The sequence below is a fragment of the Streptomyces sp. XM83C genome (genome assembly GCF_023072675.1).
Taxonomy (GTDB): domain Bacteria; phylum Actinomycetota; class Actinomycetes; order Streptomycetales; family Streptomycetaceae; genus Streptomyces; species Streptomyces thermocoprophilus.
This window is the reverse complement of the sequence record NZ_JALLGL010000015.1, coordinates 14,505-41,447: the sequence shown is the minus strand read 5'-3', so window position 1 is coordinate 41,447 and position 26,943 is coordinate 14,505. Positions and strand designations below refer to the sequence as shown.

Sequence of the window (26,943 nt, the reverse complement as noted above, 5' to 3'; positions counted from 1 at the left end):
GCGCGGGCCGGGTGGGGCCCCGCCCCGGCCGCCGAACGGGGTGCCGTCGTGCGCCGGTTCCGGGACAGCCGGTCGGCCGGACAGCATGCCCGGCGTCCCGCAGGTCCCCCGTTCCGGCCTGTGCGGTTGCCGTCACCGCACCCAGCGGCGGTGGACCTGTACCGCGCAGACCACCGTCAGGGCGCCCAGCAGCCAGCCGCCCACGACGTCCGACATCCAGTGCACACCCAGCCACACCCGGGTCAGTCCGACGCCGACCACCGAGACGACGGCGACCCCCAGAGCGACGCGGCGCACGTCGCGGGGTGCGCCGTGGTGGGCCAGCAGCCACAGCAGCAGGCCGCACACCACCGTCGCCGTCATCGCGTGCCCCGACGGGAAGGCCGCGTAGTGGGCCGAGTCGACCGGGTCGGGCCAGACGGGACGGGCACGGCCCACCGCAGCCTTCAGCCACTGCTGGACCAGCGTCGCGAGCAGGCACGTCACCGCCAGCCATGCCGCCGTGCGGCGGGCGGCGTACCGCCACAACAGCCATACCGCGACGGCCGCGGCGAGCAGACGCATCGTCCACGGGTCCCACACCCGGTCGCTCAGGACGCGGCACACGCGTGTGAGCGCCGGTTCTGCGACCGCCCAGCGGTGGGAGGCGCGGGCCACGGACCGGTCCGTGGCGATCAGCGGACCCCAGCGCATCAGGACCAGCGCCGACAGCACGCCCGAGCACAGCCCGAGCAGCAGCGCCGCCCGCCCGGTGGTGCGGTGGGGCGGCGGGGCGATGACGGGCGTGGTGCGCATGAGCTGATCCTCGCCCCGGGCAGGGGTGCGAAACCACCCGTGGGAGGAGCGGGGCCTGCGTGTCGGAAGCTGCGGGGTCTCCGGTTCGGAAGCTGCGGGGTCTCCGCGTCGGTAGGAGCCGGGTCTCCGATCCGGGAGGCGCGCGGGCTGCGATGCAGGAGGCGCCGGGGCTGCGTGTCGGAAGGAGCGGGGCCTCCGTGTCGGGACGTACGGGCCGTGTCGGCCGGGGGAGTGCGCCTGACCTGTGGCAGGTGCCGCCCTCAGCCCAGCGCCCGCAGCGCCGGTACGAACGTCACCAGCAGCGGCACGACCGGCACCAGGGTCGCTGTCGCCGTCAGACCGAGCCTGCGGGCCGCGGTGAGACGGGCCGGCGCGGTCAGCAGACGGTTGACGCGCTGCGGGACCTGTGCCTGGTGCGCGGGGCAGGGGCCGAACACTCCGCGGCCCTCGTTGAGCTCGACCAGTGCCAGCGCCGTCGTGAGCCGGCCGAACCGGCGGGAGGCCATGTCGTCGGCGGCCAGTTCGACCAGCCGGTGCATCTCGTCGCGGAACGCGGCGAACACCGGCACCTGCGGGAAGCCGTCCGCCAGTGCGGAGGAGCAGTGCAGCAGCCAGTCGTGGCGTGCGCGCGCGTGCCCCTGCTCATGGGCGAGCAGGGCGTCCAGCTGCCGCCCCTTCAGGCGGCGCAGCGCGGCCGTGGTCACCACGAGCCGCGGTGACGGCCCCGGCAGCCACCAGGCGTCCGGCCGCTCGCCCTCCAGCACCACCAGCCGCCGGCCGGCGTCCGGCTTCTCGCCGGGCAGCAGGGGCGCCCGCAGCCGCAGCTCGGCGCGTCGCCGCCGGCGCCCGGACCGCGCCCGGGCCACCTCGCGGAGCAGCATGACCGCGCTCCACGCCCCGCCGCACGCCAGCGTCACGGCGACGGCCGCGGCCCACGGCCCGGCCGCACCGAACGTGTACGCCTCGGCGACCCCGCGCGGGGCCGGGGCGAAGACACGGCCGCGTACCTTCTGCCAGGCCGCGGCGGCGCTCAGCGTCATCGACAGCGCACAGCACAACAGCACGGCGGCCACGACGCACTGCCACACCCACAGCGCCACCACCGGCTCACGGTCCGGCCAGTCGGCCCGGGCCAGCAGCCGGGGAGCCGTGACGGCGGTCAGCGCGCCGAGCAGCAGCAGGACCGCGGGGACCATCATGGGAAGCACCTTATGAGCGGCCGCTTGCTCACGGGTACGGGTTCTTCGGCCAAAGTGACACAGACCACGGGCCCCGATGCCCGGGACCTCCGGCACCGTCAGAGCGTGAGCAGCATCGCCACCATCCCGATGCCCATCGACAGCCGGCAGGCCCGCGCCAGCTCCGGCCGGTCGCCCCAGCGCGGCGCGACCGGGGCCGTGGCAGCGGCGGTGACCGGTATCAGCCGGGTGCCCGAGACGAGGACGTACACCGTGAAGTAGAGCAGCAGCGCGCCGGTCAGCAGCGGTATGCCCGCGCCGCCGTGATGACGGCCGGGGGAGCCGGCCATCGCCGCCGCCATGTAGACCATGGCCGCGGCGCCGACCAGATGGTGCAGATGGTGGGCGCCGTCACGGGCCGCCCACAGCGCGCGCAGCCCGGCCGCGCCGAAGACCGCGGTGTACACCACCCACGCCCAGCCGGGCGGGGTGAACACCGCAGACGGCACCGCCATCGCCGCCATGCCGAACCCCATCAGCGCCTCGCCGCCCGCGGCCCGGCGCTGCTCCTCCACGCTGCTGCGCATCCGCAGCAGGCAGTAGGCGCCGGTCGCCGCGCACAACGCGACCAGCAGCCAGCCGGGCGAAGCCGGTCCGTGCACGCGCACCTCCCCCGCTCGACACTCGTCCCGGCCACAGCGATGCCCGGACAGCGCGGCGCGTACGCGAGCGCAGAGGTGTACACGGGGAGCACGCGCCGTCACGCGCGGGCCCCCTGTCCTCCCTCACCAGAATTGTTTACGAGTGAAACACTCGTTAAGGTTGTTCTCATGCCGGCCCGACGACCTTCCCGCCTCCCGCTCGCCGACGCGCTGCGCCTGGGCCGCCCGCCCGAGATCTGGTTCAAGCCCGCCCTCAGCGTCGTCGTCTCAGCAGGCGTCCCCAACCTGCTCCTGGTCGCCCTCGGCCGCCTCGATCTGGCGGTGTACACCATGGCCGGCTCACTGTGCGCCCTCTACGCCCACAACCGCCCCTACGCGGCCCGTGCCCGCACCCTGGCCGGGGTCGTCCTCGGCATGACCGCCGGTCTCGCCGTCTCCCTGGTCACCGCGTCCCTGACCACCGACGCGGCCGTCCTCGTCGCGGTCGGCGCCGCCCTCGCCGCCGTACAGAAGGCACTCTGCGACGCCACCAGGATCGGGCCGCCCGGCCATGTGATCCTCACCTTCGTCAGCTCCGCCGCCCTCTTCGCCCCGCAGCGCCTCGACCAGGTCCCCGCCCATCTCGCGCCGGCCGTCGCCGCCGGAGTCTGGGCCTGGGCCGTCTGCATGGCACCCGGCCTGCTCCGCCCGCACGGCCCCGAACGGCGCGCCACCGCCCAGGCGCTCACCGAGGCGGCCACCCACGCGGAGGCGTACGGCGCCGCCGCCACGGCCGGCACCCCCCGCACCCACGACGCGACACACGCCCCCGGCGCCGCCGCGCCCCACGCGACCCGCACCGCCGACGCCGGCCACGCCGGCCGGGCCCGCGCTGCCGCCGCCGTCCACGCCGCCTGGCAGGCCCTCCTCGCCACCGGCGCCCGCACCACCCGCACCCGGCACGCCCTCGGACACCTCCTCGTCCGCGCCGAGGTCGCCCTCGCCGCGCCCGCCGACACCGACCCGGAACGCCTGCGCGCCTGGGCCCGCGCCCTGCGCGGCACCGGCCCCCTCCCGCACGTCGACGACCTGCCCGGCGAGGCCGCCGAACTGCACGGCACCGACATCGAACAGACCCTGCCCGTACGGCCGCTGCACCGCCGCCTCGCCACGCTCGCCCCGGTCGCCGCACGCTGCTTCCTCGGCTGCGCGCTGGCCGGCTGGGCCTCCCTCGCCCTCGGCTTCGACCGCCCCTACTGGGCCCTGGTCACCGCGGCCTCCCTCTACCAGGCCAACCTCACCCTCACCTGGAGCCGCTCCGTCCAGCGCGTCGTCGGCAACCTCCTCGGCGTCCTCCTCTTCGCCGCGATCGTCCCGCTCGCCCACCTCCACCAGGCGCTGCTCGTCCTGTTCTGCCTCGCCCTCAGCTTCGGCGCCGAGGCACTGATCGGCCGCAACTACTGGCTGGGCAGCGTCTGCGTGACCCCCATGGCGCTGCTGATCACCGAGTTCGGCCGGTTCCAGGACTCCGGCGAGCTGATCACCGAGCGCGTCCTGGACACCCTCGTCGGCGCCCTCCTCGGCTTCGCCGCCGCCCTCGCCGTCACCGACCGCACAGCGGGCGCCCGCCTCGAAAGCGCCCTCACCGCCGCCGAGCGCACCCGGGAACACACCGTGCGCCTCCTCGCCGCACCGCACACCGCCCCCGCCGCCCTGGAGCACGCCCGCCGCGCCCTCGCCGCCGCCCTCGTCGAGCTGCGCGGCACGGCCGACGCCGCCGCGGGAGAATGGTGGCAGCGGGCCCTGCCCCTGGACCGGGTGGTGCTCGCCGAACAGGCCGGACACCGTACGCTCGCCGAGACAGTACGGCGCCAGGGACTCACCCCGGCCCCACGCACGGACACGCAGGCGGAGGACGTACGGCCATGACAGCGACCGAGGGACGGGCCACGACCGGAGACGACACCGTCGCCGCCGTCGTCCGCCAGTGGCGGGCGGTCCACCCCGACCTCGACACCGGCCCCATGGAGATCATCGGCAGGGTCAACCGGTGCGCGGCCCTGCTCCAGCAGGCCGAGGACGCGCCGCTGCGCCGCGCGGGCCTGAGCCGCGCCGAGTTCGACCTGCTCGGCGCGCTGCGCCGCACCGGCCATGAACTCACCCCCGGCGAGCTGGCCCGCGAGACCTTCTCCTCCGGCGCCGCCGTCACCAAACGCGTCAAGCAGCTCGGCGAACGCGGCCTCGTCGAACGCCGCGGCGACACCCGCGACCGCCGCGTCGCCCATCTGCGCCTCACCGACGCGGGCCGCGACCTCGTGGACGCGATCCTGCCCGAGCAGCTCGCCTACGAGACCGCTGTCCTGTCCGCGCTGGACGCCGACCGGCAGGGCGAACTGGCCACCCTCCTCGGCGAGTTGCTGGAACGCCTGGAGGGCAGGCTGGGCGCCCTGCGCCCCTGACGGCCGCCCGGCGCCCGCCGGTCACCGGCAGGCACCCGGCGGATACGGCATCCTCGGCCGACCGGCGCCACCCGCCCGACCGGCCGCCACCGGGTGATCACGGCATCCTCGGCCGACCGCCGACCGCCGACCGCCGACCGCCAGCCGCCGACGGTCGACAGTCCACCGCCAACCGCCCACGGCAGACCGCCGACAGTCGACAGTCGACCGTCCACGGTCGACAGTCCACGGTCGACCACCAGCCGCCCCCGCTCCCGCCGGCCCCCGAGCCGGCCCGCACCCGGCGCCCGCCCACCGACCGGATCACGGCACCCCCAGCTCGAACAGCGCGTACCCCGCGTACGACCCGGAGGCCACCGCGGCGACGCCCAGCAGCAGGAGCTGCAGCGGCAGCGACAGCCGGCGCAGCGCGGCGGCGAGCGGCACGAACAGCGGGAACAGGGGCAGCAGATAGCGGGAGACATTGGCGAAGATCTGCTGGCTGCCCAGCACCAGCACCAGCGTCACCACCGTGTACACCACCAGCGCGGCCGGCGGCCGGCGGCGCAGCAGCAGCGGCAGCAGCACGACCGCCAGCAGCACCACGCACACCCCGATGAGGTCGGCGAACGGCCATGCGGACAGATAGTCGTCGTGGCCGACCGGCACGTTGGCGAACACGTCGACCGTGTGCCGGCCGTAGTCGAAGGTGTGCGCCCACGCGCCGCGCTGCAGCGCGAAATAGCCGCCCCAGTCGCCTGTCTCGAGGCCGACCCACCCGAGGTAGCCCACGAGGCCCAGCGGGGCGACGAGCAGCGCGGTCAGCGGCCGTGCCAGACCGTCCCGCCCCCGGTACAGCGCCAGCAGCGCCGCCACGGCCAGGGCGGCGATCAACGCCACCGCCGTCGGCCGGTTCAGCCCGGCCATGTAGGTGAGCAGCCCGGCGGTGAGCCAGCGGCGCGTCAGCATCGCGTGGCAGGCCCAGGCGGCGAGGGCGACGTACAGGGAGTCGGAGTAGACCGCCCACTCCACACCGGAGCCCGGCCACACCGCCCACAGCCCCGCCGCGGCCAGCCCCGCCCGCCGGTCCACCAGCCGCGCGGTCACGGCGTGGATGCCGAGTGCGGCGGCGAAGGACGCGACGACGGACACCAGCATGCCCGCGCCGTACAGGCCGAGCCCGGTCACCTCGGACACCAGCCGCATCGCCGCCGGGTAGAGCGGGAAGAACGCGGCCGAGTTCCCCTGAAGGGTGATCAGGCCGGTGGCGCCGGGGACCGGTTCGAGCGCCGGGTGATAGCCGTGCGCGGCGATCTGCTGATACCACCAGCCGTCCCACGTGGCCAGTACGTCCCACGCGTGTGCGCCGCCCCCGAACCGGGGATGCCGGGTCCGGAAGTCACCGGACGCGTCCAGCAGCCACATGAACACGGCGAACCCGGTCAGCTTCAGCCCCCCGAACACGGCGAGGACAGGCCCGTACCGGCGGGCCGCGCCGCGCAGCAGCCCCGTCCAGGACGCACGCCGGGCCGCACCGGCCGGCGCCGGGCCGGGACCGGCGCCCGGGTCGCGGTCCGGCACGACGGCCGGCACGGTCGTCGTCATGCCCGCCCGCCCTTCGTCGCCGACCGGAACACCCAGGCCCGCAGCAGCACGAACCGCAGCAGCGTCGTGGCCGGCCCCGCCAGCACCAGCACGGCGAGTTCCGCGCCGCGCGAGGCACCCGGCGCGAGCCGGTGCAGGACCGCGAGCGCCCCGCCGCTGAGGACCAGACCCAGCAGGAACACGGCGAGCCCCCGCAGATGGTGGCGCAGCGCCCCGCCCCGGCCGCGCAGTCCGAAGGTGAGCCGCCGGTTGGCCGCCGTGTTGCCGACCGCGCACACCAGCAGCGCCAGCGCGTTCGCGGCCTGCGCCCCGGCCGCCGGACGCAGTGCCGCGTACAGCAGCAGATGCCCGACCGTGCTCACCGCCCCGACCGCGGCGAACCGCCACAATTGCGCCACGAGCCCCGGCGGTGCGGCCTCCGCCCGTGCGCCCAGTCCGGGCGGCGGCAGGGTGCCGCGGGCCAGCGTGCGGCCCAGACGGGCGATGCCCCGCAGGTCGGCCAGGGCCGTCGCCCGCACATCGACCCGGCTGTCCGGGTCGTCCACCCAGTCGACCGGCACCTCGTGGATGCGCAGCCCGGCCCGCTCCGCGATCACCAGAAGCTCGGTGTCGAAGAACCACTCACCGTCCCGCACCAGCGGCAGCAGCCGCTCCGCCACGTCGCGCCGTACCGCCTTGAAACCGCATTGCGCGTCGGAGAAGCCCACCGCGAGCGTGGACCGCAGCAGGGCGTTGTAGCAGCGCGAGACGAACTCGCGCTTCGGGCCGCGCACCACGCGGGCGCCCGGAGCGAGCCGGGTGCCTATCGCCAGGTCGGAATGGCCGGAGATCAGCGGGGCCACGAGCGGCAGCAGCGCCGCGAGACCGGTCGACAGATCGACGTCCACATACGCCAGCACCGGCGCCGGCGACCGCGACCAGGCCGCCCGCAGGGCGCGGCCCCGGCCCTTCTCCGCCAGCCGCAGCCACTCCACCTCGGGCAGCTCCGCGGCGAGCCGGGCGGCGATCCGCGGGGTGCCGTCCGTGCTGGCGTTGTCGGCGACGGTGATCCGGAACGGGTAGGGGAAGCTCTCCCGCAGATGCGCGTGGAGCCGTCGCACGCCCGGCTCCAGGTCCCGCTCCTCGTCGAACACCGGCACCACCACGTCCAGGACGGGCTCCGAGCCGTCGGCCCGGACGGGGGAGCGGCCGGGCAGGGTGCCGGGTTCACGCACGGGGGCGGGTGCGGTTTTCTGCATGGTTCGTCCTTGTCTGCGTACCGCCCCTCGGGCATGCGGCGCCGGTTCCGGGCGTGCCGGGGTCACGCGGGGCGTGCGGTGGTGGGTCGGTCGGGTGATGGGGGAGCGGGCTCCCGTGCGGCGGGTCCGGTTCCGTCCGCGGGGCCGGCAGGGTGGCGGCGGCCCGGCAGCGGCGGCGGTTCCGGTACGACGGCCGGTTGGGTCACGGCGTGGGGATGCCCGCCGGCGACTCGGACTCCGGACGGTCCGGGTGGGTCTCCCCGCCCGAGTCGTCGGTGTGGGTCGGTGACTCGGCGCCGCCCGGTGATGCCGTACCGGGGGACGACGCCGAGCCGTACGGGTCCGCCGAGCCGAGGGGGTCGTCCGAGCCGTACGGATCGTCCGAACCGGTCGGCGGCACCGAGTACGTCGGTGTCGGCCCCGACGGCGACACGGTCGCGCTCGTGGTCGGGGACGGTGTCGCCCCGGGCGAGGAGTGCGGCGGGCTCGACGCGGGCCGGGGCGGAGGGGCGCCCGGCTCGGTCCGGGGGGCGGTGTCCGGGATCAGGAACAGGCCGAGGCTCAGCCCGGCCACCGCGAGCACGGAACCGACCGCCTTCTGCGCCAGCCGCACCCGGCGGCGTGCAAGCACCCCGGCCCGGAGCCGGTCCCGGTGCCCGGGCCCGAAGGGGGAGTACTGCTCGGTGTCGCGCATCAACCGTGCCAGTTGCTGTTCGAAGTGGTCCATGGCCCTTCCCTCACCCCACCGGCTCGATGACATCGGCCAGCAGCTCCCTCAGCCGGGCCACTCCGCGCGCGGCGTGCGAGCGGGCCGTACCCAGCGGACAGCCCAGCACCTCCGCGACCTGACGCTCACTCAGATCCTGGTAGTAGCGCAGGACCACGGCCGCGCGCTGCTTGGCCGGCAGCCGGGCGAGCGCCACCTCCAGCCGGGAGCGCTCCGCCACGGCGGCGGACACATCGCCCGCCACCGGGGCCTCCGGCACCTGCTCGACCGGACGCTCCCCCCACCAGCGCCGCCGCGCCGAACGCGCCGCGGCGCGGACCAGCACCGTACGGACGTACGCCTCCGGTGCCTCGTCGGCGATCCTCGGCCATACGAACCACAGCTTGACCAGGGACTCCTGCACGAGATCCTCGGCCCGGTGCCGGTCGCCGCCGGTGAGCAGCCGCGCCAGGTGGAGCAGTGCCGACCAGCGGGCCGCCACGAACGCGTCGAACTCACCGGCCCGAGCTTGATCCATGCGCACGCCCTCGCTCTCGCCAGTCCCTTACGTGAGGAGAAAGACGTCGGCGACCCGGAACCTATGCACCCCAACCGTGTGATGCGCGTCACCGGGCCGGTGTACGGGGGTGTGCGAAGACGTACCGGAAGCGCCCGGAGACGACGACCGGCCGTCCCGGTGAGAACACCGGGACGGCCGGGGAGCGGGGACGGCGACGTCGGAGGACGCCGGAGGCGGGACGTCAGAGGACGTCGTGGAGGGTCCTGCGGCAGGTGGCGCGGCGGTCGTGGAGTCGGAGCGCACTCCACCGCGAACGCCATCGCGGGCGCGCGGACCGGTGGACCCGTGCGCCTCCTGCCCGGCCTCCCGGGGTGTCAGCCCTCGCCGCCCGCGTACACCCCGAACACCGCCCCCTGCGGGTCCCGCAGCACCGCGATACGACGGCCGCCGGGCAGGGACGTCGGCTCCATCAGGACAGTGCCCGCGGCGCCCGCAGTGTCGGCGGCCGTGATGTCCACGTCCTCCACCGCGAAGTACGGCAGCCAGTGCGGCGGCACCTCGGGCGGGAACTTGTCGTCCATCGTCACCATGCCGCCGAAGTCGGCGCCGTCGATGCCCCACTGCGGATAGCGGTCGGAGGCACGGACGCTCGAGCCGAACAGCCGTGTGTAGAAGGCCTCCGCCTGGCGCGGCTGCCGGGTCATCAGCTCCACCCAGCCGAGCGAGCCGGGCGCGTTGAACAGGCCCGCTCCGGTGAAGGCCCGTGCCTGCCAGAGCTGGAACACCGCGCCGGTCGGGTCGGTGGCCACCGCGAAGCGGCCCGCGTCGAAGACGTCCATCGGCCCGAGCAGGACCAGGCCGCCCGCCGACCGCACCAGCCGTGCGGCGTCGTCGGCGTCCTCCACCGTGAACGCCACGTTCCACGCGACGGGCTGCGTCTCCTGGAAGAGCGGGGCCAGCGCGGCGACCGCCGCGTCACCGGCGTACCCGAACGTATAGCCGCCCGCCTCCGGGCGGGGGTCGGTCCGCGTCCGCCACCCGAACACCGCCGAGTAGAAGGCCTTCGCGGCGTCGAGGTCGCTGGTGCCCAGCTCCGTCCAGCAGGGCCCGCCGGTCACCGGTCGGTCGAGCTTCATGGCGCTCCTTCCGCGCAGGCCCCCCGCAGCACGCTAACCGGGCGCGCCGGCGCCGACCATCCGGGAGACGGCCGGTGGGGCGCTCGCGGGCGCGGGAGGAGCCCACCGAGGGCGGGTCCCGGCTCGCCGGACCGGGCGCTTCGGGGCTCGGGAGGCATTCACCCCCGTCGCGTTTCTCAGATCCCCGGCCGGTACCGCAGCGGATGGTCCGCCGGGACCTCCACCAGGACGATCCGTGTGCCGTCGGGGTCGGCGATCCACATCTCCACGAGCCCCCACGGCTCCCGCACCGGCGGCCGGACGACCGGCACGCCCTCGGTGCGCAGCTCCCGCTCGGCCTCCGCCACGTCCGCGACCTGCAGCCACAGCGACAGCGCGGGGGAGGGCGGCGTCTCGGAGCGGCCGGACAGCTCCAGGAAGCCGCCGCCGAGGAAGTAGACGGTGCCGCGCTCGGGCCCCGTGCCGAACTCGCGGTACACGGCGAGCCCCAACTGCTCGCCGTAGAAGACGCGGGAGCGCTCGGGGTCGGTGGGGCGCAGGAGTGTCCGGCTGCTGAGAACGTGCACCATACACGTGAGGCTAGTGGCAGGGTTGGGGTCGTCCCGGTTCCGACCCGCGCCGCAGACGCGCACCCGAGCAAGGAGCAGTACGTCATGGCATCCCCCGTCTCGCCCGAGTTCCCCGCCCTGGTCTTCCGTGACGCGACCGACGCCGACGTGGACGCGCTGGTCGCGCTCGTCGAGTCGGCGTACCGGGGCGACGCCAGCCGGGCCGGGTGGACCACCGAGGCGGACATCCTGGACGGGCAGCGCACCGACCCGGAAGGTGTGCTGGAGATCATCAAGTCGCCGGACAGCCGGCTGCTGACGGTGGAGCGGGACGGTGAGATCGTCGCCTGCTGCCAACTGGAGCACCGCGGCGACCACGCCTACTTCGGGATGTTCGCGGTCCGGCCCGGCCTGCAGGGCGGAGGTCTGGGCAAGGCGGTCATGGCGGAGGCGGAGCGGCAGGCCCGGGAGATCTGGGGGGTGCGCGAGATGCACATGACGGTGATCTCGGTGCGCGAGGACCTCATCGCCTGGTACGAGCGGCGCGGCTACCGCCGTACGGGCCGGACGAGCCCGTTCCCGTACGGCGACGAGCGTTTCGGTATCCCTCTGCGGGACGACCTGCGCTTCGAGCTGCTGGTCAAGCCGCTGGTGTGAGACCCGCCGGTCGCCTGTGAGGCGCGGCTTCACCACCGCGTCTCACAGCGTTTTCACCGCGCACCGCGTCTCACAGCGCTCTCACCGCGACTCACGCGGTGAACCGGCCGGTGCGTTTGATGTCCGGGTGGTCGGTGGTCGCGCCGTCCAGTTCCAGGGCCCGCACCAGGCGCAGATGCTGCTGGGTGTTGACCACCCAGGCACACACCCGCAGCCCCGCCTTGCGGGCCCGTTCCACGACCTCCAGGGTCAGTCGCTGGATGTCCAGACAGACCGTCGCCGCGCCCGCCGCGACGGCCCGGTCCACCACCTCGGGGCCGTAGTGCTCGGCCACCAGGGCGGTCCGCACGCCCGGCACCAGCCGGGCGACCTCCGCGATCGCCTCGTCGTGGAACGACAGCACTTCCACGCGCTCGGTCAGCCGGCGCTCGTTCAGCACGGCGGCGAGGGAACGCGCCGCCCGTACGTCCTTGATCTCGGCCTGGAGCGGGGCGCGGACCGCGTCCAGGACCTCCTCGAAGACGGGGACCCGTTCCCCCTTGCCGGCGTCCAGCTCGCGCAGTTCCTCCAGCGTCTTCTCGGCGATGGGGCCGCTGCCGTCCGTCGTGCGGTCGACGTCGGTGTCGTGCATGACGACGAGTGCGCCGTCCTTGCTCAGATGGAGATCCAGCTCGATGACGTCCAGTCCCGCCCTCTCGGCGGCGACGAAGGAACGAAGGGTGTTCTCGGGCTCGACGCCCATGACTCCGCGGTGACCGATGGTGAGGAAGTTCAAGGTGGACCTCGCTTCCGTCGACGGCAGTCGGGGCCCGAAGCCTAGTGGCCCGCACCCGCGATGCACCCCGGCGTGCACGGGAGCGCGGAAGCATCCCTTCCCGGGGGTGCGGACAGGAAAACCTCCGGTGATGATGGGGGTGGGCCGGAAGTTTTCCCGAGGTGCCCCTTGCTGGAAGAAACCGCATATGCCTACGGTGTCTCCTACGAGAGCTTCTCCTGTGGAGGATGGGACATGACGGAAATTCTTGCGCAGGCGGCGACGGAGGGTAAGAATCCTCCGGCGAGCAGGGTGGTCGAGCACCCGGCCTGGCCCCGGCTCAAGGATGCCGTGGAGCAGATCCGCCCCTGGCAGTCGAAGGACGGCTCGATCGACTTCGAGGCCGAGGGCGCTCCCTCGCGCGCCGACGCCGAGGCCGCCGTGCGGCGTGTGATCGAGGCCGTGCGCGAGCTGTCCCCGCTGCTTCCGCACGACGCCGCCTACCACGAGGCCGTCGCCAAGGACCTCCAGCGGTGGGCCGAGGGCGGCTTCGCCGTGCCCGACTTCCTGGACTCGCTGATGGTCTTCCACCCGGCCCAGGACCGCCGGGACGGCCTGCAGCACCTGGTCGTCTTCCCGATGTACACGCAGAACGGCAACCCGAACCGCAACCTGGAGGCGGTCGTCCTGCGCATGGTGTGGCCGGACTGGCTGGCCGAGCTGGAGCGCACCCGCTACGACAACCCGCTCTTCTGCGGCATCACGTTCGAGGACTTCACCTCCGGCTACGACACCAACTCCGCCGTGCTCTTCCCCGAGACGATCGCCGTGCGCGAGGCGCCGGAACGTTTCACCTGGGGTGGCATCTTCTGCGACCGCGAGGCCGCCCGCTTCCGCCGGGTCACCTCCGCCGCCGTCGGCATCCTCGGCCTGGAGCTGCCCGAGGACATCGCCGCGATGACCCACGACCAGAAGCGCTGCGAAGAGGCCTTCGTCCTGTGGGACATGATCCACGACCGCGCCCACAGCCACGGCGACCTGCCCTTCGACCCCTTCATGATCAAGCAGCGGCAGCCGTTCTGGATGTACGGCCTGGAGGAGCTGCGCTGCGACCTCACCGCCTTCAAGGAGGCGGTGAAGCTGGAGGCCGACGGGGTCCCGCAGGCCCGTGACGTGCAGTACGCCGTGCTGTTCGACCGGATGTTCCGCTTCCCCGTCACCGGCGACCGAAACCGCAACTACGACGGCCTCGGCGGCCAGCTCCTCTTCGCCTACCTGCACAAGCACGACGTGGTCCGCTGGACGGACAACAAGCTGTTCATCGACTGGCAGCGCGCCCCGCAGGTCACCAACCAGCTGTGCGCCGAGATCGAGAAGCTGTACCGCGACGGCATCGACCGCCCGAAGCTCGTGCACTGGTTCGCCGGCTACGAGCTGGTCTCCACCTACCTCGCCCCGCACCCCGGCTCCAAGTGGGCCAAGGGCCCCGACGCGCTGGACCTGACCCAGCCGCCGCGCAAGCTCGTCGATGACGTGCTTCCGGACGAGTTTCCCCTGAGCATGTTCTATGAGGCGCTGTCCAAGAAACTGAAGAACGTGATCGCGTCGACTCGCGGTATCACGGCGGACAGCCCCGAGCAGGTCGCCGCGTGAGCGACCGGCGCACCACGAACACTGCTCAGGAGGCGAAGAACATGGGGAACGGGGCTCTCAGCGGTGCGGTGATCGCGGTCGCCGGTGCGGGCGGCCCGGCCGGCCGGGCGGCACTGCTCCGGCTGGCCGAGGCCGGCGCGACGGTCGTCGGCGCCGACAACGACCCGGAGCGGCTCGCGGAGGCCGTGGACGCGGCGCGCTACGCCTCCGGCGGCGCCACCGTCACCGGGGAGACGGTCGACCTGCTCGACCTGGACGCCACCCGCGACTGGGCCAACCGCATCGAGAAGGAGTTCGGCCGCGTCGACGGCCTCGTCCATCTCGTCGGCGGCTGGCGCGGCAGCGAGACCTTCGTCAAGACCAGTCTGGACGACTGGGACTTCCTGGAGCTGCTGCTCATCCGCACCGTGCAGCACACGTCCCTCGCGTTCTCCGAGGCCCTCCAGCGCAGCGACCGCGGCCGGTACGTCCTGATCAGCGCCGCGGGTGCCAGCAAGCCCACCGCGGGCAACGCCGCCTACGCCGCCGCCAAGGCGGCCTCCGAGGCGTGGACGCTGGCGATGGCCGACTACTTCCGCAAGGCCGGGGGCGAGCAGGGGCCCACCTCGGCGGCTGCCATCCTGGTGGTGAAGGCGTTGGTGCACGACGCGATGCGCGCCGAGCGCCCCAACGCGAAGTTCGCGGGCTTCACGGACGTCAAGGATCTCGCCGAGGCCATCGTCGGCGTCTGGGACAAGCCCGCCGCGGAAGTGAACGGACAGCGTCTGTGGCTCACCGAGAAGCCGTGAACCCCCCGAAGACCGACGCCCGCCGCCACCACGACCCGGACGTCCGGGGCTTCGCCAGCGACAACTACGCCGGCGCCCACCCGGAGGTGATGGCCGCCCTGGCCCTGGCCAACGGCGGCCACCAGGTCGCGTACGGCGAGGACGACTACACCGAGAACCTCCAGGGCATCATCCGCAGCCACTTCGGGCCCACCGCGGAGGCGTTCCCGGTCTTCAACGGCACCGGCGCCAACGTCGTCGCGCTCCAGGCGGTCACCGACCGCTGGGGCGCGGTGATCTGCGCCGAGAGCGCCCACATCAACGTGGACGAGGGCGGCGCGCCCGAACGCATGGGCGGGCTGAAGCTGCTCACCGTGCCCACACCGGACGGCAAGCTCACCCCCGAGCTGATCGACCGGCAGGCGTACGGCTGGGAGGACGAGCACCGCGCGATGCCGCAGGTCGTCTCGATCACCCAGTCGACCGAGCTGGGCACCCTGTACACGCCGGAGGAGATCCGCGCGATCTGCGAGCACGCCCACGCCCACGGCATGAAGGTCCACCTCGACGGCTCCCGCATAGCCAACGCGGCGGCCTCCCTGAACGTGCCGATGCGCACCTTCACCAACGCCGTCGGCGTCGACATCCTCTCCCTCGGCGGCACCAAGAACGGCGCGCTGTTCGGCGAGGCGGTCGTCGTCCTCGACCCCGACGCCGTACGGCGCATGAAGCATCTGCGCAAGCTGTCCATGCAGCTCGCCTCCAAGATGCGGTTCGTGTCCGTGCAGCTGGAGGCGCTGCTCGCCAAGGACCTGTGGCTGCGCAACGCCCGGCACGCCAACGAGATGGCCCAGCGCCTCGCCGAGGGCGTCCGGGCCGTGCACGGCGTGGAGATCCTCTACCCGGTGCAGGCCAACGGCGTCTTCGCCAAGCTGCCGCACGACGTGAGCGAGCGGCTGCAGAAGCGGTTCCGGTTCTACTTCTGGGACGAGGCCGAGGGCGTCGTGCGCTGGATGTGCTCCTTCGACACGACCGAGGAGGACGTGGACACGTTCGTGGCCGCGCTCAAGGAGGAGATGGCGCGCTAGCCCCCGATGTTATGCATAGGTATGCGGTCACTTGAAAAGTCATTGACTCTCGGGTGATCGCATTCCTATGCTCTACGGGCATGCAGCTGATCCAGGAAACCCCTGACCTCTCGGCATACTTGGCCGCCGACGAGGTCATCGACCATGAACATCCCCGGGTGCGGGAGACCGCGGCACACCTCGCGCGGCACGCCGAGGACTCGTATGCCTATGCACGCCTGGCCTTCGAGTACGTCCGCGACACCATCCCGCACTCCGCGGACTCCGGCGACCTCCGCGTCACCTGGCGTGCCTCCGACGTCCTGGAGCGGCGCACCGGCATCTGCCACGCCAAGGCCCACGCCCTCGCCGCCCTGCTGCGCGCCGAGGACATCCCGACGGCACTGTGCTACCAGCGCCTCGCCCACGACGACGGCTCCGGGCACGCCGTGCACGGCTTGGTCGCGGTCCGCTTCCACGGCGCCTGGCACCGCCAGGACCCGCGCGGCAACAGACCGGGCGTGGACGCCCGCTTCTCCCTCGACGGGGAACGGCTGGCGTGGATCCCCGACCCTGCGGCCGGCGAGACCGACTGTCCGACGCTGTACGCCCGGCCGCATCCGGCGGTCCTGACCGCCCTTCAGCACGCTTCCGACCGGACGCGGCTGTGGGAGACGCTCCCCACCGCGCTGTGAGGCGCGCCGTGGGGGTGACCTCCGCCGGCTCACTCCGGGGACGCGGCGGAGGCCCGGCCCAGCTTCTCCCGCGCGCACCGGCGCAGGTCCGCCACGATCCGGCCGCGTTCCCCGGCCCGCGTCGCCAGCACCACATGGACCGGGGGAACGCCCTCCAGCGGGACCGTGGTGAGATCGGGCCGGATGCCGCGCACCCGCGGGCTGTCCGGCACGATCGCCACCGCCCGACCGTCGGCGATCAGCTCGTACTTGTCCTCCATCATGTCCACCACCGGCCCGTCCGGCGCCGGACGCCCGTCGGGCCGCGGATCGATCCGCCAGTACGCGTTGAACGCGGGGTCGTCACGCACCATCGGCATCGGCTCGTCCGCGATGTCGTCCAGGGTGACCGACTCCTTGCCGGCCAGCCGGTGGTCCAGCGGCATCATGACCGCCCGCGGCTCGTCGTACAGCACCGTCACCTCCAGCCCGTCCGTCACCAGCGGAAGCCGCGTCACCACCGCGTCCACCCGGCGGTCCAGCAGCGCCGCGCGCGCCTCGCCCCACGGCAGATGGACGACCCGCACCTCGGCGTGCGGATGGCGGCGGCGCAGCTCCCGCACCGCCGGGGTGACGATCAGGGACGTCGTGCAGCCGATGGCGAACCGGCTGGGCCGCGCCGCGGCGCGGGTGTGCGCCGCCGCCTCCGCCGCCGCACGCAGCAGCGCCCGCGCCCGCGGCAGGAACACCTCGCCGGCCTCGGTGAGCCGGGTCCCGCGCGGCGTGCGGTCCAGCAGCCGGGCACCCAGCTCCTGCTCCAGCCGGCGGATCTGCCGGCTCAGCGACGGCTGGGCCACGCGCAGCGCCTCGGCGGCCCGGCCGAAGTGGCCGTGCTCCGCGACGACGGTGAAGTACCGCACGAGACGCAGATCGAGATCGGGTGACGGCTGCGGTGAGGCGGGCATGCCTTCACGATACGCGGAGCCGGCCGCGCGGTGACCGGCCGTCGGCGGGTGTGGCCTGCGGTGATGCCTGAAACGTATTGCGTGATGCGGAACGGGTCTTGGACCCGGGCGGGCCCGTGACCGCAGGGTGGAGTCACACCCCGGCGCACCGGACCCACAGGGTTCCACCGGTTTCCACCGGATCTCCTGAGCGGGGGAGCCGCCGCCGGGCGGAGGCCATCCCGAGCGTGAGCACCCGTCAGGGCGGTGCTCACTCCCGGACAGCAGGCTTCCGCCGGAGCGGTGGTCCTGCCCGCGGGGAGGGTGACCGTCAGGCGGGTGACCGTCGAGCGGGTGACCTGCCGTCGCGGGGAGGCCGCCCGACGAAGCGGTGACCTCCCGGGGCCGGTGACCGGGTCGGGTCGTGGGCCCCGAGGCGGTGAACGCCTCGGGCCGGGAACCCTTTTCTCTTCCGAACTGCTGAAGGAGTGCATCCCTGTGCGTGTCTTCGTCACCGGTGCGACCGGTTTCGTCGGATCCGCCGTCGTCCGTGAGCTGCTGGACGCCGGGCACCAGGTCGTCGGGCTCGCCCGCTCCGACCGTTCCGCCGCGGCGCTGAAGGACGCGGGCGCCGAGGCCCACCGGGGCGACCTGGACGACCTCGACGCCCTCCGCGCCGGCGCCGCCGCCGCGGACGGCGTGATCCATCTCGCCTTCGTCCACGACTTCGACCGCTACGACGAGGCGGCGCTGATCGACCGCCGGGCCATCGAGGCGCTCGGCGAGGAACTCGCCGGATCGGACCGGCCGTTCGTCGTCACCTCCGGCACTGCGCTCGTCGCGCCGGGCCGCGTCGCGACCGAGGAGGACCCAGCCCACGCCCCGCAGGCCGCGTCACGGGCCTCCGAACAGGCCGCCCTGGCCTTCGCCGAGCGGGGCGTGCGCGTCTCGGCGGTGCGGCTGTCGCCGACGGTGCACGGCGAGGGCGACCACGGCTTCGTGCCGAGGCTCATCGAGACCGCCCGCGAGAAGGGTGTCTCCGGCTACCCGGGCGACGGCGCCAACCGCTGGCCCGCCGTGCACCGCACGGACGCCGCCCGGCTGTTCCGGCTGGCGCTGGAGTCGGCGCCCACCGGGGCGCGCTTCCACGGCGTCGCCGAGGAGGGCGTGCCCGTACGGGAGATCGCGGAGGCCATCGGCCGTGGCCTCGGGCTGCCCGTGACCTCCGTCGCCCCCGAGGACGTGCCGGGCCACTTCGGCTGGATCAGCGCCTTCTGGTCCCTGGACATCCCGGCCTCCGGCCGGCTGACGCGGGAACGCCTGGGCTGGGAGCCGACGGGGGAGAAGCTGATCGCCGACCTCGACGCGGGTCACTACTTCCGCTGAGCGGCGCCCGAGGCCGGGCCCGACAGGCGCCCTCGCGCCAGGGCCGGATCGGGCGGAGGCTCCGGCGCCAGGGCCGGATCGGGCGGACGCGTCCCGTACGACAGGGACGTACCGCCCGGCCGTACGGCCCGGCGTCAGCGGGCCTCCGCCGCCCGCAGCTCCTCCGGCGTGGGCGCCGTACCGCCGAGGTGGGCCGGCATCCACCAGGTGTCGTCCGGGCCCTTGGGACGGACCGGGTAGGCACGCTGCGCGGCCTCCAGCAGTTCCTGCACGCGCTCGCGCAGCCGCCGGGTGATCGCCCCCGCGTACTGGTCGCGCGGGGCCTCCACCGCCTCGCCCACCCGAATCGTGATCGGGGTGTGGCTGCGCTTGAAGTTGCGGGGACGGCCCTTGGTCCACAGGCGCTGCGTGCCCCACACCGCCATCGGGATCAGCGGCACGCCCGCCTCCTGGGCCAGGCGCGCGGCACCCGACTTGAAGCTCTTCAGCGTGAACGACTGGGAGATGGTGGCCTCGGGGAACACCCCGATCACCTCGCCCGAGCGCAGGGAGTCCAGCGCGTGCGCGTAGGCCGCCTCGCCCTGGCTGCGATCGACCGGGATGTGCTTCATGCCGCGCATCAGCGGGCCGGAGACCCTGTGCCGGAACACGGACTCCTTCGCCATGAACCGCACCAGCCGCTTCTGCGGCAGCGCGGCCAGGCCGTTGAAGATGAAGTCCAGGTAGCTGATGTGATTGCTGACCAGCACCGCGCCGCCCGTGCGCGGGATGTTCTCCGACCCCTTGCAGTCGATCTTGAGGTCCCACACCTTGAACATGGTGCGGGCGAAACCGATCACGGGACGGTAGACGAGTTCAGCCATGGGCGGCGCGGACCCTTTCCTTCTTCACTGCAGGGACTCCCCGCCAGGGAAGGGGCCTCCCGGAGGGAAAGTTACGCGGCCGTAGGTTCACCGCTTGTGGCCGATCGTGCCCGAATAACGCGCGGGGAGCCACCCCGAGCGCCGTTCCCGTGCGAGATCCTCGTCACGTCGCCCCCATGATCCACCTGCGCTTTTGCGGTCCCCTCGGTGCGCGCGGACCGCGACGCGCCGCCCCGGCAGGTACGACCCGCAGCCCAGGCAGTACCCGAAGGCGGCGTCCAGGAGGGCCGCCGCGAGCGCCGCGCCGGTCGCCACGAGGCCCGGCCCGCGAGGGTCTGCCAGGCCTGCCAGGCGCCGGAAGCGATCAGGACGGCGCCGAGCACGACCGTCGTCACGGCCGCGCCGAACCGCGGTCCCCGTACGTCGATGCCCGTGGGAGCAAGCATTCCGCACCCGGGCTCCCTGCGGGAGCCGGGAATCTTTGCAGTCTCGTGAAGAGTTGTACGGGACGTGACCGGACCCGTGGTGTGCGGGCCGGTGCTCGCGGCGGCGAACGTCCACGGAAGTGCCGCGACGGCGGCGGAGCGGGAGGGTACGGGTGCGGGAACGCGACGGGGACAAGCGGCTGGGCGCCGCCGAACTCGGCGGCGAGCTGGGGGAGCGCGCGACGCTGGTGCAGTTCTCCAGCGCCTTCTGCGCCCCCTGCCGGGCCACCCGGCGGGTCCTCGGCGAGGTCGCCGGCCTGGTCCCGGGCGTCGGACACATCGAGATCGACGCCGAGAGCCGGCTGGAACTGGTCCGCGAGCTGGACATCGTGAAGACCCCGACCGTGCTGGTGCTGGACGCCGAGGGCAGGGTCGTGCGCCGCGCCTTTGGACAGCCCCGCAAGGCGGACGTGATCGCAGCCCTGGGGGAGGTGGTGTGAGTCGGCCGTACGCCCGCGATCAGGCCCCCGAGGGACCCTGGTGAGCCCTCCGGAGGGACCCGGGTGAGCCCCCTGAGCTTTCCGGAGAGCCCCCTGAAGGACCTCGTGGGCCCAGGTGAACCCCCGGGTGAGACTCCTCCCACATCGCGGAACGTACTTGACTGTGCACGCCAACCATCGTCAGCCTGCCCTCATGCCTTCGGAACTCCTTCTCTTCGGGCGGGCCCACGTCGACCTCGGCCGTACCTCGAGCGCGTGCTGTCCGTGCTGCTGAGCAGCCACGCATCCGCTCGTCCACCCCGGCAGAAGGACAACTCCATGACGGCCGCACCTGAATTGGCCACTCCCACCCTCGCCTCTCCGGACCTGCTGCGCTCGGTCTTCCGGCGGCACGCGGCGGGAGTCGCCGTGATCACCGCCCGCGGGCCCGAGGGCCCCGTCGGATTCACCGCCACCTCGCTGACCTCCGTCTCCGCGGAGCCGCCGATGCTGTCGTTCGGCATCGGCCTCGGCGCCTCCGCCTGGCCCGCGATCGCCCGCGCCGACCATGTCGGCGTGCACATACTCGGCGAGCACCAGCAGGAGCTGGCCGCGCTGTTCGCCCGCAGCGGCGCCGACCGCTTCGGCGCCCCCACCGTCTGGCACGACGGACCCGAGGGCGTGCCCGTCCTCGACGGCGTCCAGGCCTGGCTGGTGGCCCGTGTCGTCACCCGAGTGCCCGCCGGGGACCACCGGATCGTCCTCGCCGAGGTACTGCTCGGTGATGCCTCCGGTCCCGGCCGTCCGCTCCTCTACCACCAGGGCCGGTTCACTGCTCTGCGTGATTGATCACGGTCCGGCTCTCCTGCGGCCTCGTCCCTTTCCGGTTACGCTGCGTTGCACAGGTCACAGTTCAAAGCGCTTGCTTAGCGGGCACGAACTGGGTGTACTGACGAGTAATATTTCGGTCGGAGCGCGGGTCGCCCCGGACCGGGATGGGCCGCTTCAGGCGCCTATGCTGCCTGCAAGCAGGCAGCCGAGAAATGACGATGCAGTAGGAGAGCCGGCGTGAGCTTGAGGATCGTTGTCACTGTGAAGTACGTGCCCGACGCCACTGGCGACCGGCACTTCGCCGATGACCTGACCGTCGACCGGGACGACGTGGACGGTCTGCTCTCCGAGCTGGACGAGTACGCGGTCGAGCAGGCGCTGCAGATCTCCGAGAACTCCGACGACGACGTGGAGGTCACCGTCCTGACGGTGGGTCCCGAGGACGCCAAGGACGCCCTGCGCAAGGCGCTGTCCATGGGCGCCGACAAGGCGATCCACGTCGAGGACGACGACCTGCACGGCACCGACGCCATCGGCACCTCCCTGGTCCTGGCCAAGGCCGTCGAGAAGGCCGGCTACGACCTGGTGATCTCCGGCATGGCCTCCACCGACGGCACCATGGGTGTCGTACCGGCGCTGCTCGCCGAGCGCCTGGGCGTGCCGCAGGTCACCCTGCTGTCCCAGGTCTCCGTCGAGGACGGCAAGGTCACCGGCCGCCGCGACGGCGACGCCGCCAGCGAGACGCTGGAGGCGCAGCTCCCGGCCGTCGTGTCCGTCACCGACCAGTCGGGCGAGGCCCGCTACCCGTCCTTCAAGGGCATCATGGCGGCCAAGAAGAAGCCGGTGGAGTCCTGGGACCTGTCGGACCTGGACATCGAGGCCGAGGAGGTCGGTCTCGAGGGCGCCTACACCGTGGTCGACGCCGCGGCCGAGCGTCCCGCGCGCACCGCGGGCACGATCGTCAAGGACGAGGGCGAGGGCGGCAAGCAGCTCGCTGAGTTCCTCGCGAGCCAGAAGTTCATCTGAGCCGCACGCCGGACGAACCTCTGAGCGCGCAACCGCTGACCGCCCCTCATCTTCCGCAAGCAGGAGTGCATTCCCATGGCTGAAGTTCTCGTCTACGTCGACCACGTGGACGGTGCCGTCCGCAAGCCGACCCTGGAGCTGCTGACCCTGGCCCGCCGCATCGGCGAGCCCGTCGCCGTCGCCCTCGGCAACGGCGCCGCCGACACCGCCGCCGCGCTCGCCGAGCACGGCGCGGTGAAGGTCCTCACCCACGAGGCGTCCGAGTACGCCGAGTACCTGGTCGTGCCGAAGGTGGAGGCCCTGCAGGCCGCCGTCGAGCAGGTCTCCCCGGCCGCCGTGCTGGTGCCGTCCTCCGCGGAGGGCAAGGAGATCGCCGCCCGTCTGGCGCTGCGCATCGGCTCCGGCATCATCACCGACGCCGTCGACCTGGAGGCCGGCGACGAGGGCCCGGTGGCCACCCAGTCGGTGTTCGCCGCGTCCTTCACCACCAAGTCCCGTGTCTCCAAGGGCACCCCGGTCATCACGGTCAAGCCGAACAGCGCGGCCGTCGAGGCCGCCCCGGCCGCCGGCGCGGTCGAGGCGCTGTCGGTGACCTTCTCCGACAAGGCGACCGGCACCCGGATCACCGGCCGTACGCCGCGCGAGTCGACGGGCCGCCCGGAGCTGACCGAGGCCGCGATCGTGGTCTCCGGCGGCCGGGGTGTCAACGGCGCGGAGAACTTTGCGATCATCGAGGCCCTCGCCGACGAGCTCGGCGCGGCCGTCGGTGCCTCGCGCGCCGCCGTCGACGCCGGCTGGTACCCGCACACCAACCAGGTCGGCCAGACCGGCAAGTCGGTCTCGCCGCAGCTGTACATCGCCAACGGCATCTCCGGCGCGATCCAGCACCGCGCCGGCATGCAGACCTCGAAGACCATCGTGGCCGTCAACAAGGACCCCGAGGCCCCCATCTTCGAGCTGGCGGACTACGGCGTCGTCGGCGACCTGTTCGACGTCGTCCCGCAGCTGACCGAGGAGATCAAGGCCCGCAAGGGCTGATCCCCGCACCAGCGGCCCGAGGCCCCCGTGACCCGCGCGGTCACGGGGGCCTCGGCGCATCCTGGAAGCCGGGCACGGTCCTGCCCCGTGGACAGGGTGTTGACCTGCCGGAACACCGACAGATAACTTCGCTCTACGGATTGTTGATTCCGTACAGCGGAAACAGTGGGTCGGATCGGGAGGACACGCAATGGGTCAGGGCCAGCAGGAGAAGGTGACGACGAGCCTCGCGGGCACCGTCAGCGAGGCGATCAGCGCCTCCCTCGCCCCCGTCGACGCCGAACTGGAACGCCGCTACCCCGGAGACCCCGGCACCCGCCAGCCCGTCCACACCGTCTACGTCCCCGGCGACGCCTTCACCGCCGGCACCGTCCGCTCCTGGGGCGACCAGGCCCTCGCCGCCCTCGACGAACACGCACCGGACGCCGCCTCCCTCGCCGCCGTCCTCGGCCTCTCCGACGACCTGGCCGAGCCCGTGCACACCCGCGTCCGCGCCAAACTCGAACGCGAACCGATCGAAGACCTGCGCGTCGACTTCGAGGACGGCTACAAGGGCACCGACGAGGACCAGGACGCCGCCCGCGCCGCCCGCGTCGTCGCCGAGGCCTTCGCGGACGGCACGGCGGCGCCGTACATGGGCATCCGCATGAAATGCATGGAGGCCGCCGTCCGCGACCGCGGCATCCGCACCCTGGACATCTTCCTGTCCGGCCTGCTGGAGCACGCCGGCGACCTGCCCGACGGACTCGTCCTCACCCTGCCGAAGGTCACCTACCCCGAGCAGGTCACCGCCATGGTCCGCCTGCTGGAAGCGTTCGAGCGGGCCCGCGGCCTCACACCCGGCCGGATCGGCTTCGAGATCCAGATCGAGACCAGCCAGGCCATCCTCGCTGCCGACGGCACCGCCACCGTCGCCCGCCTCATCCAGGCCGCCGAGGGCCGCGCCACCGGCCTGCACTACGGCACCTTCGACTACAGCGCCTGCCTCGGCGTCTCCGCCGCCCACCAGGCCAGCGACCACCCCGCCGCCGACCACGCCAAGGCGATCATGCAGGTCGCCGCCGCCGGCACCGGCGTACGCGTCTCCGACGGCTCCACCAACGTCCTGCCCGTCGGCCCCACCGAGCAGGTCCACGAGGCCTGGCGGCTGCACTACGGCCTCACCCGCCGCGCCCTCGCCCGCGCCTACTACCAGGGCTGGGACATGCACCCCGGACACCTCCCCACCCGCTACGCCGCCGTCTTCGCCTTCTACCGGGAAGGCCTCCGGCAGGCCGCCGACCGCCTCGCCCGCTACGCAGGCGACACCGGGGGCGACGTCATGGACGAGCCCGCCACCGCCAAGGCCCTCAGCGGCTATCTGCTGCGCGGCTTGGACTGCGGCGCCCTCGACGCCGACGAGGTCACCGAGGCCACCGGCCTGACCCGCGCCGCCCTGGAGGGCTTCGCCGCCCCGAGGCGGGGCGACCTGACGGCTGCGCCGCGGTAGCCGGACGGGCCCGCGGTCACGGCGAACGGCCCCCGTCCGCGCCTTCGACACGGAGGTACCGCTCCAGCCCCGACCCCGTCACCAGCCCCTCCTCCGCCAGCACCCGCGTTCCCCGCGCGCACAGCGCCGCGTCCGCCCGCGCCCGCGCGCAGAACTCCTCCGGCGTGTCCCCGAACAGCGCCCGCAGCCGCGCCGAGCGCAGCAACAGCTCGGTCAGCAGGGCACGCTGGCCGGGATGCCGGCGCGGGGAGCCCGGGGTGCCGTCGTGCACGACGCCGTGCCGGTCGACGTACCCGAACACCCCCGGCAGCGCAGCGCCGCCCTCCGGCTCGACCTCGACGTCCGGAGCGGGCAGCCACACGCGCCGGTAGTTGCCGCGCGGCAGGTCCGCGCCCTCGCCGGCGTCGACGGCCGCCAACTGCCCCGCGTCCAGCCAGAGCAGGAACAGCTCCCGTACGACGCCCGGCGCCCGCACCGGTGCCGCCGCGACATAGCCGGCGCGGCTGACATGCGCGGACACACCCACCTCGACGCCCCGCACCCGGCACCGCACCATCGGCACCGGCGTGGCGAGGCCGGCCGCGTCCAGCTTGAGCCGGAGCTGCGCGGGGCAGGCGTTGGAGCCGACGGCGAGCACGGGGACACGGTCGTCGTGCACCGGCCGGTCCAGCGGCAGCAGACGGTCCCCCACCAGCAGCCCGGACTCCCGCGGCCACACCCCCGGATACATCAGCGGGTTGTCGTACGGCGCGTAGGCCAGACCCAGCGCCGCGAGCGCACGGCCGCCGTCGACGGCGCCACCGGGGCCGCGGGCCCGCTCGTCCGCGGCGCCGGACGGGCCCGACGGGTTCGCGGGCGGCCGGTCCCGGCAGTCCCCGGCCGCCTCTTCCCGGGGCGGACCGTCCACCCCGGCGGCGGCGCCTCCCCGGCGTCGAGCGGCGCGACCCGCCCCCGGCCCGCACCCGCGCCGGGCGACCCGGGACGGCGAGTGATTTCTGTCGGTGGGGTCCGCCATGTGCCTCAGTCCGCCGGGGGCAGCTCACCGGAGCCGCGGGTGATGAGCCTGGTCGGCAGCTCGATCCGCTCCGGGGTGATCAGGCCGCCGTCGAGCTGCCGGAACAGCCGCTCGGCGGCGGTCCGGCCGAGAGCGGCCGCGTCCTGCGCGACGACCGTGACACCCGGCTGAAGCAGATCGGCCAGTTCGAGATCGTCGAAGCCGACGAGGGCCACCGGACGGGTGTGCTCCGCGAGCACCCGGATCACGGTGACGGTCACCCGGTTGTTGCCGGCGAAGATCGCGGTGACGGGCTCGGGCCCCGCCAGCATCTCCTCCGCCGCGCGCCGCACCCGCTCCGGCGTCGTCACCCCGAGAGACATCCACGAGTCGGCCACCGGTATCCCCGCGTCCTCCAGAGCGGCCCGATAGCCGCGCAGGCGCTCCGCGGCGGTGTGGATGCGGGGCATGTCGCCGATGAACCCGATCCGGCGGTGCCCGTGCGCGACGAGATGGGCCACCCCGGCGCGCGCCCCGCCGAAGTTGTCCGACAGCACACAGTCGGCGTCGATCCTCCCGGCGGGACGGTCCACGAACACCGTGGCCACCCCCGCCTTGATCTCCGGCTCCAGATACCGATGGTCGTCCCCGGCCGGGATCACCACCAGACCGTCCACCCGCCGCGCGCACAGCGCCAGCGCCAGCTCCTGCTCCCGGTCGGGATCCTCGGCGCTCGACCCGTTGATCAGCAGCGCCCCGTGCGCGCGGGCCACCTCCTCGACGGCGCGGCTCAGCGGGCCGTAGAACGGGTCGGCGAGATCCTCCAGAACCAGGCCGATGCTCGCGGTACGGCCCTTGCGCAGCACCCGCGCGCTGTCGTTGCGGCGGAACCCCAGCGCCTCGATCGCCTCCTGCACACGCCGCTCGGTCTCCGGAGTGACGCCCGGCTCGCCGTTCACCACGCGGGAGACGGTCTTCAGACCGACTCCGGCGCGGGCGGCGACGTCCTTCATGGTGGGCCGGTTGCCGTACCGGTTTCCGGGAAGGCGGGCGGTCTCGGGCACGATGCGGGGTCCTGTCGTCTCGTCGTC

At 73.5% G+C, this 26,943-nt stretch carries 26 protein-coding genes and 2 pseudogenes; 13 read left to right on the top strand and 15 right to left on the bottom strand.

The features are described from left to right. Nucleotides 1–132: 132 nt before the first annotated feature. From MTQ10_RS03675 to MTQ10_RS03665, 3 genes are all read right to left on the bottom strand, one after another. Nucleotides 133–795 carry a phosphatase PAP2 family protein gene (locus MTQ10_RS03675; RefSeq protein ID WP_247462129.1) on the bottom strand — a complete coding sequence of 221 codons (663 nt, stop codon included), beginning with the start codon at nt 793–795 and terminating at the stop codon, nt 133–135. 260 nt (nt 796–1,055) lie between these two features. Continuing rightward, entirely contained in the window at nt 1,056–1,994 is a 939-nt protein-coding gene (locus MTQ10_RS03670; protein WP_247462127.1) for a M56 family metallopeptidase, read from the bottom strand. 98 nt (nt 1,995–2,092) lie between these two features. Then, complete coding sequence (locus MTQ10_RS03665) at nt 2,093–2,635, bottom strand: DUF5134 domain-containing protein (protein ID WP_247462126.1); 543 nt, start codon at nt 2,633–2,635, stop codon at nt 2,093–2,095. 168 nt (nt 2,636–2,803) lie between these two features. Here MTQ10_RS03665 and MTQ10_RS03660 point away from each other — a divergent pair, with 168 nt between their 5' ends. Further along, nucleotides 2,804–4,543: an FUSC family protein gene (locus tag MTQ10_RS03660; RefSeq protein WP_247462124.1), complete on the top strand. Its 1,740-nt coding sequence runs from the start codon at nt 2,804–2,806 to the stop codon at nt 4,541–4,543. Continuing rightward, nucleotides 4,540–5,073 (top strand): MarR family winged helix-turn-helix transcriptional regulator, encoded by a 534-nt coding sequence (locus tag MTQ10_RS03655; RefSeq protein WP_247462122.1) that lies wholly within the window; start codon nt 4,540–4,542, stop codon nt 5,071–5,073. The genes MTQ10_RS03660 and MTQ10_RS03655 overlap by 4 nt, the downstream gene beginning before the upstream one ends. Before the next feature lie 303 nt (nt 5,074–5,376). Here MTQ10_RS03655 and MTQ10_RS03650 read toward each other — a convergent pair whose 3' ends face one another. From MTQ10_RS03650 to MTQ10_RS03625, 6 genes are all read right to left on the bottom strand, one after another. Further along, nucleotides 5,377–6,657 (bottom strand): hypothetical protein, encoded by a 1,281-nt coding sequence (locus MTQ10_RS03650; protein WP_247462120.1) that lies wholly within the window; start codon nt 6,655–6,657, stop codon nt 5,377–5,379. After that, the gene (locus MTQ10_RS03645) at nt 6,654–7,895 is read right to left on the bottom strand and encodes a bifunctional glycosyltransferase family 2/GtrA family protein (protein ID WP_247462118.1); all 1,242 of its coding nucleotides are present in this window, start codon (nt 7,893–7,895) and stop codon (nt 6,654–6,656) included. The genes MTQ10_RS03650 and MTQ10_RS03645 overlap by 4 nt, the downstream gene beginning before the upstream one ends. Before the next feature lie 202 nt (nt 7,896–8,097). Next, entirely contained in the window at nt 8,098–8,622 is a 525-nt protein-coding gene (locus MTQ10_RS03640) for a cellulase (RefSeq protein ID WP_247462116.1), read from the bottom strand. Nucleotides 8,623–8,632: 10 nt separating this feature from the next. After that, nucleotides 8,633–9,139 carry a SigE family RNA polymerase sigma factor gene (locus MTQ10_RS03635; protein WP_247462113.1) on the bottom strand — a complete coding sequence of 169 codons (507 nt, stop codon included), beginning with the start codon at nt 9,137–9,139 and terminating at the stop codon, nt 8,633–8,635. A gap of 356 nt (nt 9,140–9,495) precedes the next feature. Beyond that, on the bottom strand, nt 9,496–10,257 hold the full coding sequence (locus MTQ10_RS03630; RefSeq protein WP_247462111.1) for a VOC family protein: 762 nt from the start codon (nt 10,255–10,257) through the stop codon (nt 9,496–9,498). A gap of 176 nt (nt 10,258–10,433) precedes the next feature. Further along, the gene (locus MTQ10_RS03625) at nt 10,434–10,826 is read right to left on the bottom strand and encodes a VOC family protein (protein WP_247462109.1); all 393 of its coding nucleotides are present in this window, start codon (nt 10,824–10,826) and stop codon (nt 10,434–10,436) included. Between the two features lie 84 nt (nt 10,827–10,910). Here MTQ10_RS03625 and MTQ10_RS03620 point away from each other — a divergent pair, with 84 nt between their 5' ends. Further along, nucleotides 10,911–11,462, top strand: coding sequence for a GNAT family N-acetyltransferase (locus MTQ10_RS03620; RefSeq protein ID WP_247462108.1), 552 nt, complete (start codon nt 10,911–10,913; stop codon nt 11,460–11,462). Nucleotides 11,463–11,553: 91 nt separating this feature from the next. On the opposite strand, the gene MTQ10_RS03615 is transcribed toward MTQ10_RS03620, so the two are convergent. Further along, nucleotides 11,554–12,237: a glycerophosphodiester phosphodiesterase gene (locus tag MTQ10_RS03615; RefSeq protein ID WP_247462106.1), complete on the bottom strand. Its 684-nt coding sequence runs from the start codon at nt 12,235–12,237 to the stop codon at nt 11,554–11,556. A gap of 234 nt (nt 12,238–12,471) precedes the next feature. Here MTQ10_RS03615 and MTQ10_RS03610 point away from each other — a divergent pair, with 234 nt between their 5' ends. The 4 genes from MTQ10_RS03610 (at nt 12,472) to MTQ10_RS03595 (ending at nt 16,398) form a co-directional block, all read left to right on the top strand. Beyond that, a complete protein-coding gene (locus MTQ10_RS03610) occupies nt 12,472–13,869 on the top strand; it encodes a DUF6421 family protein (RefSeq protein ID WP_247462104.1) in 1,398 nt (465 codons plus the stop codon). 41 nt (nt 13,870–13,910) lie between these two features. Beyond that, nucleotides 13,911–14,657: an SDR family NAD(P)-dependent oxidoreductase gene (locus MTQ10_RS03605; protein WP_247462102.1), complete on the top strand. Its 747-nt coding sequence runs from the start codon at nt 13,911–13,913 to the stop codon at nt 14,655–14,657. Then, a complete protein-coding gene (locus MTQ10_RS03600) occupies nt 14,654–15,724 on the top strand; it encodes a threonine aldolase family protein (protein ID WP_247462100.1) in 1,071 nt (356 codons plus the stop codon). The genes MTQ10_RS03605 and MTQ10_RS03600 overlap by 4 nt, the downstream gene beginning before the upstream one ends. 80 nt (nt 15,725–15,804) lie before the next feature. Beyond that, nucleotides 15,805–16,398 (top strand): transglutaminase domain-containing protein, encoded by a 594-nt coding sequence (locus MTQ10_RS03595; RefSeq protein ID WP_247462099.1) that lies wholly within the window; start codon nt 15,805–15,807, stop codon nt 16,396–16,398. Nucleotides 16,399–16,427: 29 nt separating this feature from the next. On the opposite strand, the gene MTQ10_RS03590 is transcribed toward MTQ10_RS03595, so the two are convergent. Further along, complete coding sequence (locus tag MTQ10_RS03590; RefSeq protein WP_247462097.1) at nt 16,428–17,342, bottom strand: LysR family transcriptional regulator; 915 nt, start codon at nt 17,340–17,342, stop codon at nt 16,428–16,430. A 477-nt stretch (nt 17,343–17,819) separates the two neighbouring features. On the opposite strand from MTQ10_RS03590, the gene MTQ10_RS03585 reads away from it, so the two are divergent. After that, nucleotides 17,820–18,707 carry an SDR family oxidoreductase gene (locus tag MTQ10_RS03585; RefSeq protein ID WP_247462095.1) on the top strand — a complete coding sequence of 296 codons (888 nt, stop codon included), beginning with the start codon at nt 17,820–17,822 and terminating at the stop codon, nt 18,705–18,707. Nucleotides 18,708–18,841: 134 nt separating this feature from the next. Here MTQ10_RS03585 and MTQ10_RS03580 read toward each other — a convergent pair whose 3' ends face one another. Together MTQ10_RS03580 and MTQ10_RS03575 are read right to left on the bottom strand one after the other, a co-directional pair. Next, a complete protein-coding gene (locus MTQ10_RS03580; protein WP_247462093.1) occupies nt 18,842–19,570 on the bottom strand; it encodes a lysophospholipid acyltransferase family protein in 729 nt (242 codons plus the stop codon). 210 nt (nt 19,571–19,780) lie between these two features. Next, a pseudogene (locus MTQ10_RS03575) lies at nt 19,781–20,016 on the bottom strand (DUF4395 family protein); the annotation flags it as partial. 64 nt (nt 20,017–20,080) lie between these two features. On the opposite strand from MTQ10_RS03575, the pseudogene MTQ10_RS03570 reads away from it, so the two are divergent. The 5 genes and pseudogenes from MTQ10_RS03570 (at nt 20,081) to MTQ10_RS03550 (ending at nt 24,858) form a co-directional block, all read left to right on the top strand. Then, a pseudogene (locus tag MTQ10_RS03570) lies at nt 20,081–20,495 on the top strand (TlpA family protein disulfide reductase). Between the two features lie 318 nt (nt 20,496–20,813). Further along, nucleotides 20,814–21,323, top strand: coding sequence for a flavin reductase family protein (locus tag MTQ10_RS03565; protein ID WP_247462091.1), 510 nt, complete (start codon nt 20,814–20,816; stop codon nt 21,321–21,323). Nucleotides 21,324–21,542: 219 nt separating this feature from the next. Further along, nucleotides 21,543–22,331 carry an electron transfer flavoprotein subunit beta/FixA family protein gene (locus MTQ10_RS03560; RefSeq protein WP_247462089.1) on the top strand — a complete coding sequence of 263 codons (789 nt, stop codon included), beginning with the start codon at nt 21,543–21,545 and terminating at the stop codon, nt 22,329–22,331. A 75-nt stretch (nt 22,332–22,406) separates the two neighbouring features. Further along, the gene (locus tag MTQ10_RS03555) at nt 22,407–23,369 is read left to right on the top strand and encodes an electron transfer flavoprotein subunit alpha/FixB family protein (protein ID WP_247462086.1); all 963 of its coding nucleotides are present in this window, start codon (nt 22,407–22,409) and stop codon (nt 23,367–23,369) included. 190 nt (nt 23,370–23,559) lie between these two features. Next, entirely contained in the window at nt 23,560–24,858 is a 1,299-nt protein-coding gene (locus MTQ10_RS03550) for a DUF6986 family protein (protein WP_247462085.1), read from the top strand. Nucleotides 24,859–24,874: 16 nt separating this feature from the next. Here MTQ10_RS03550 and MTQ10_RS03545 read toward each other — a convergent pair whose 3' ends face one another. Both MTQ10_RS03545 and MTQ10_RS03540 read right to left on the bottom strand, forming a co-directional pair. Next, a complete protein-coding gene (locus MTQ10_RS03545; protein ID WP_247462135.1) occupies nt 24,875–25,588 on the bottom strand; it encodes a hypothetical protein in 714 nt (237 codons plus the stop codon). Nucleotides 25,589–25,878: 290 nt separating this feature from the next. Then, complete coding sequence (locus MTQ10_RS03540; RefSeq protein WP_247462083.1) at nt 25,879–26,916, bottom strand: LacI family DNA-binding transcriptional regulator; 1,038 nt, start codon at nt 26,914–26,916, stop codon at nt 25,879–25,881. Between the last annotated feature and the right edge of the window lie 27 nt (nt 26,917–26,943).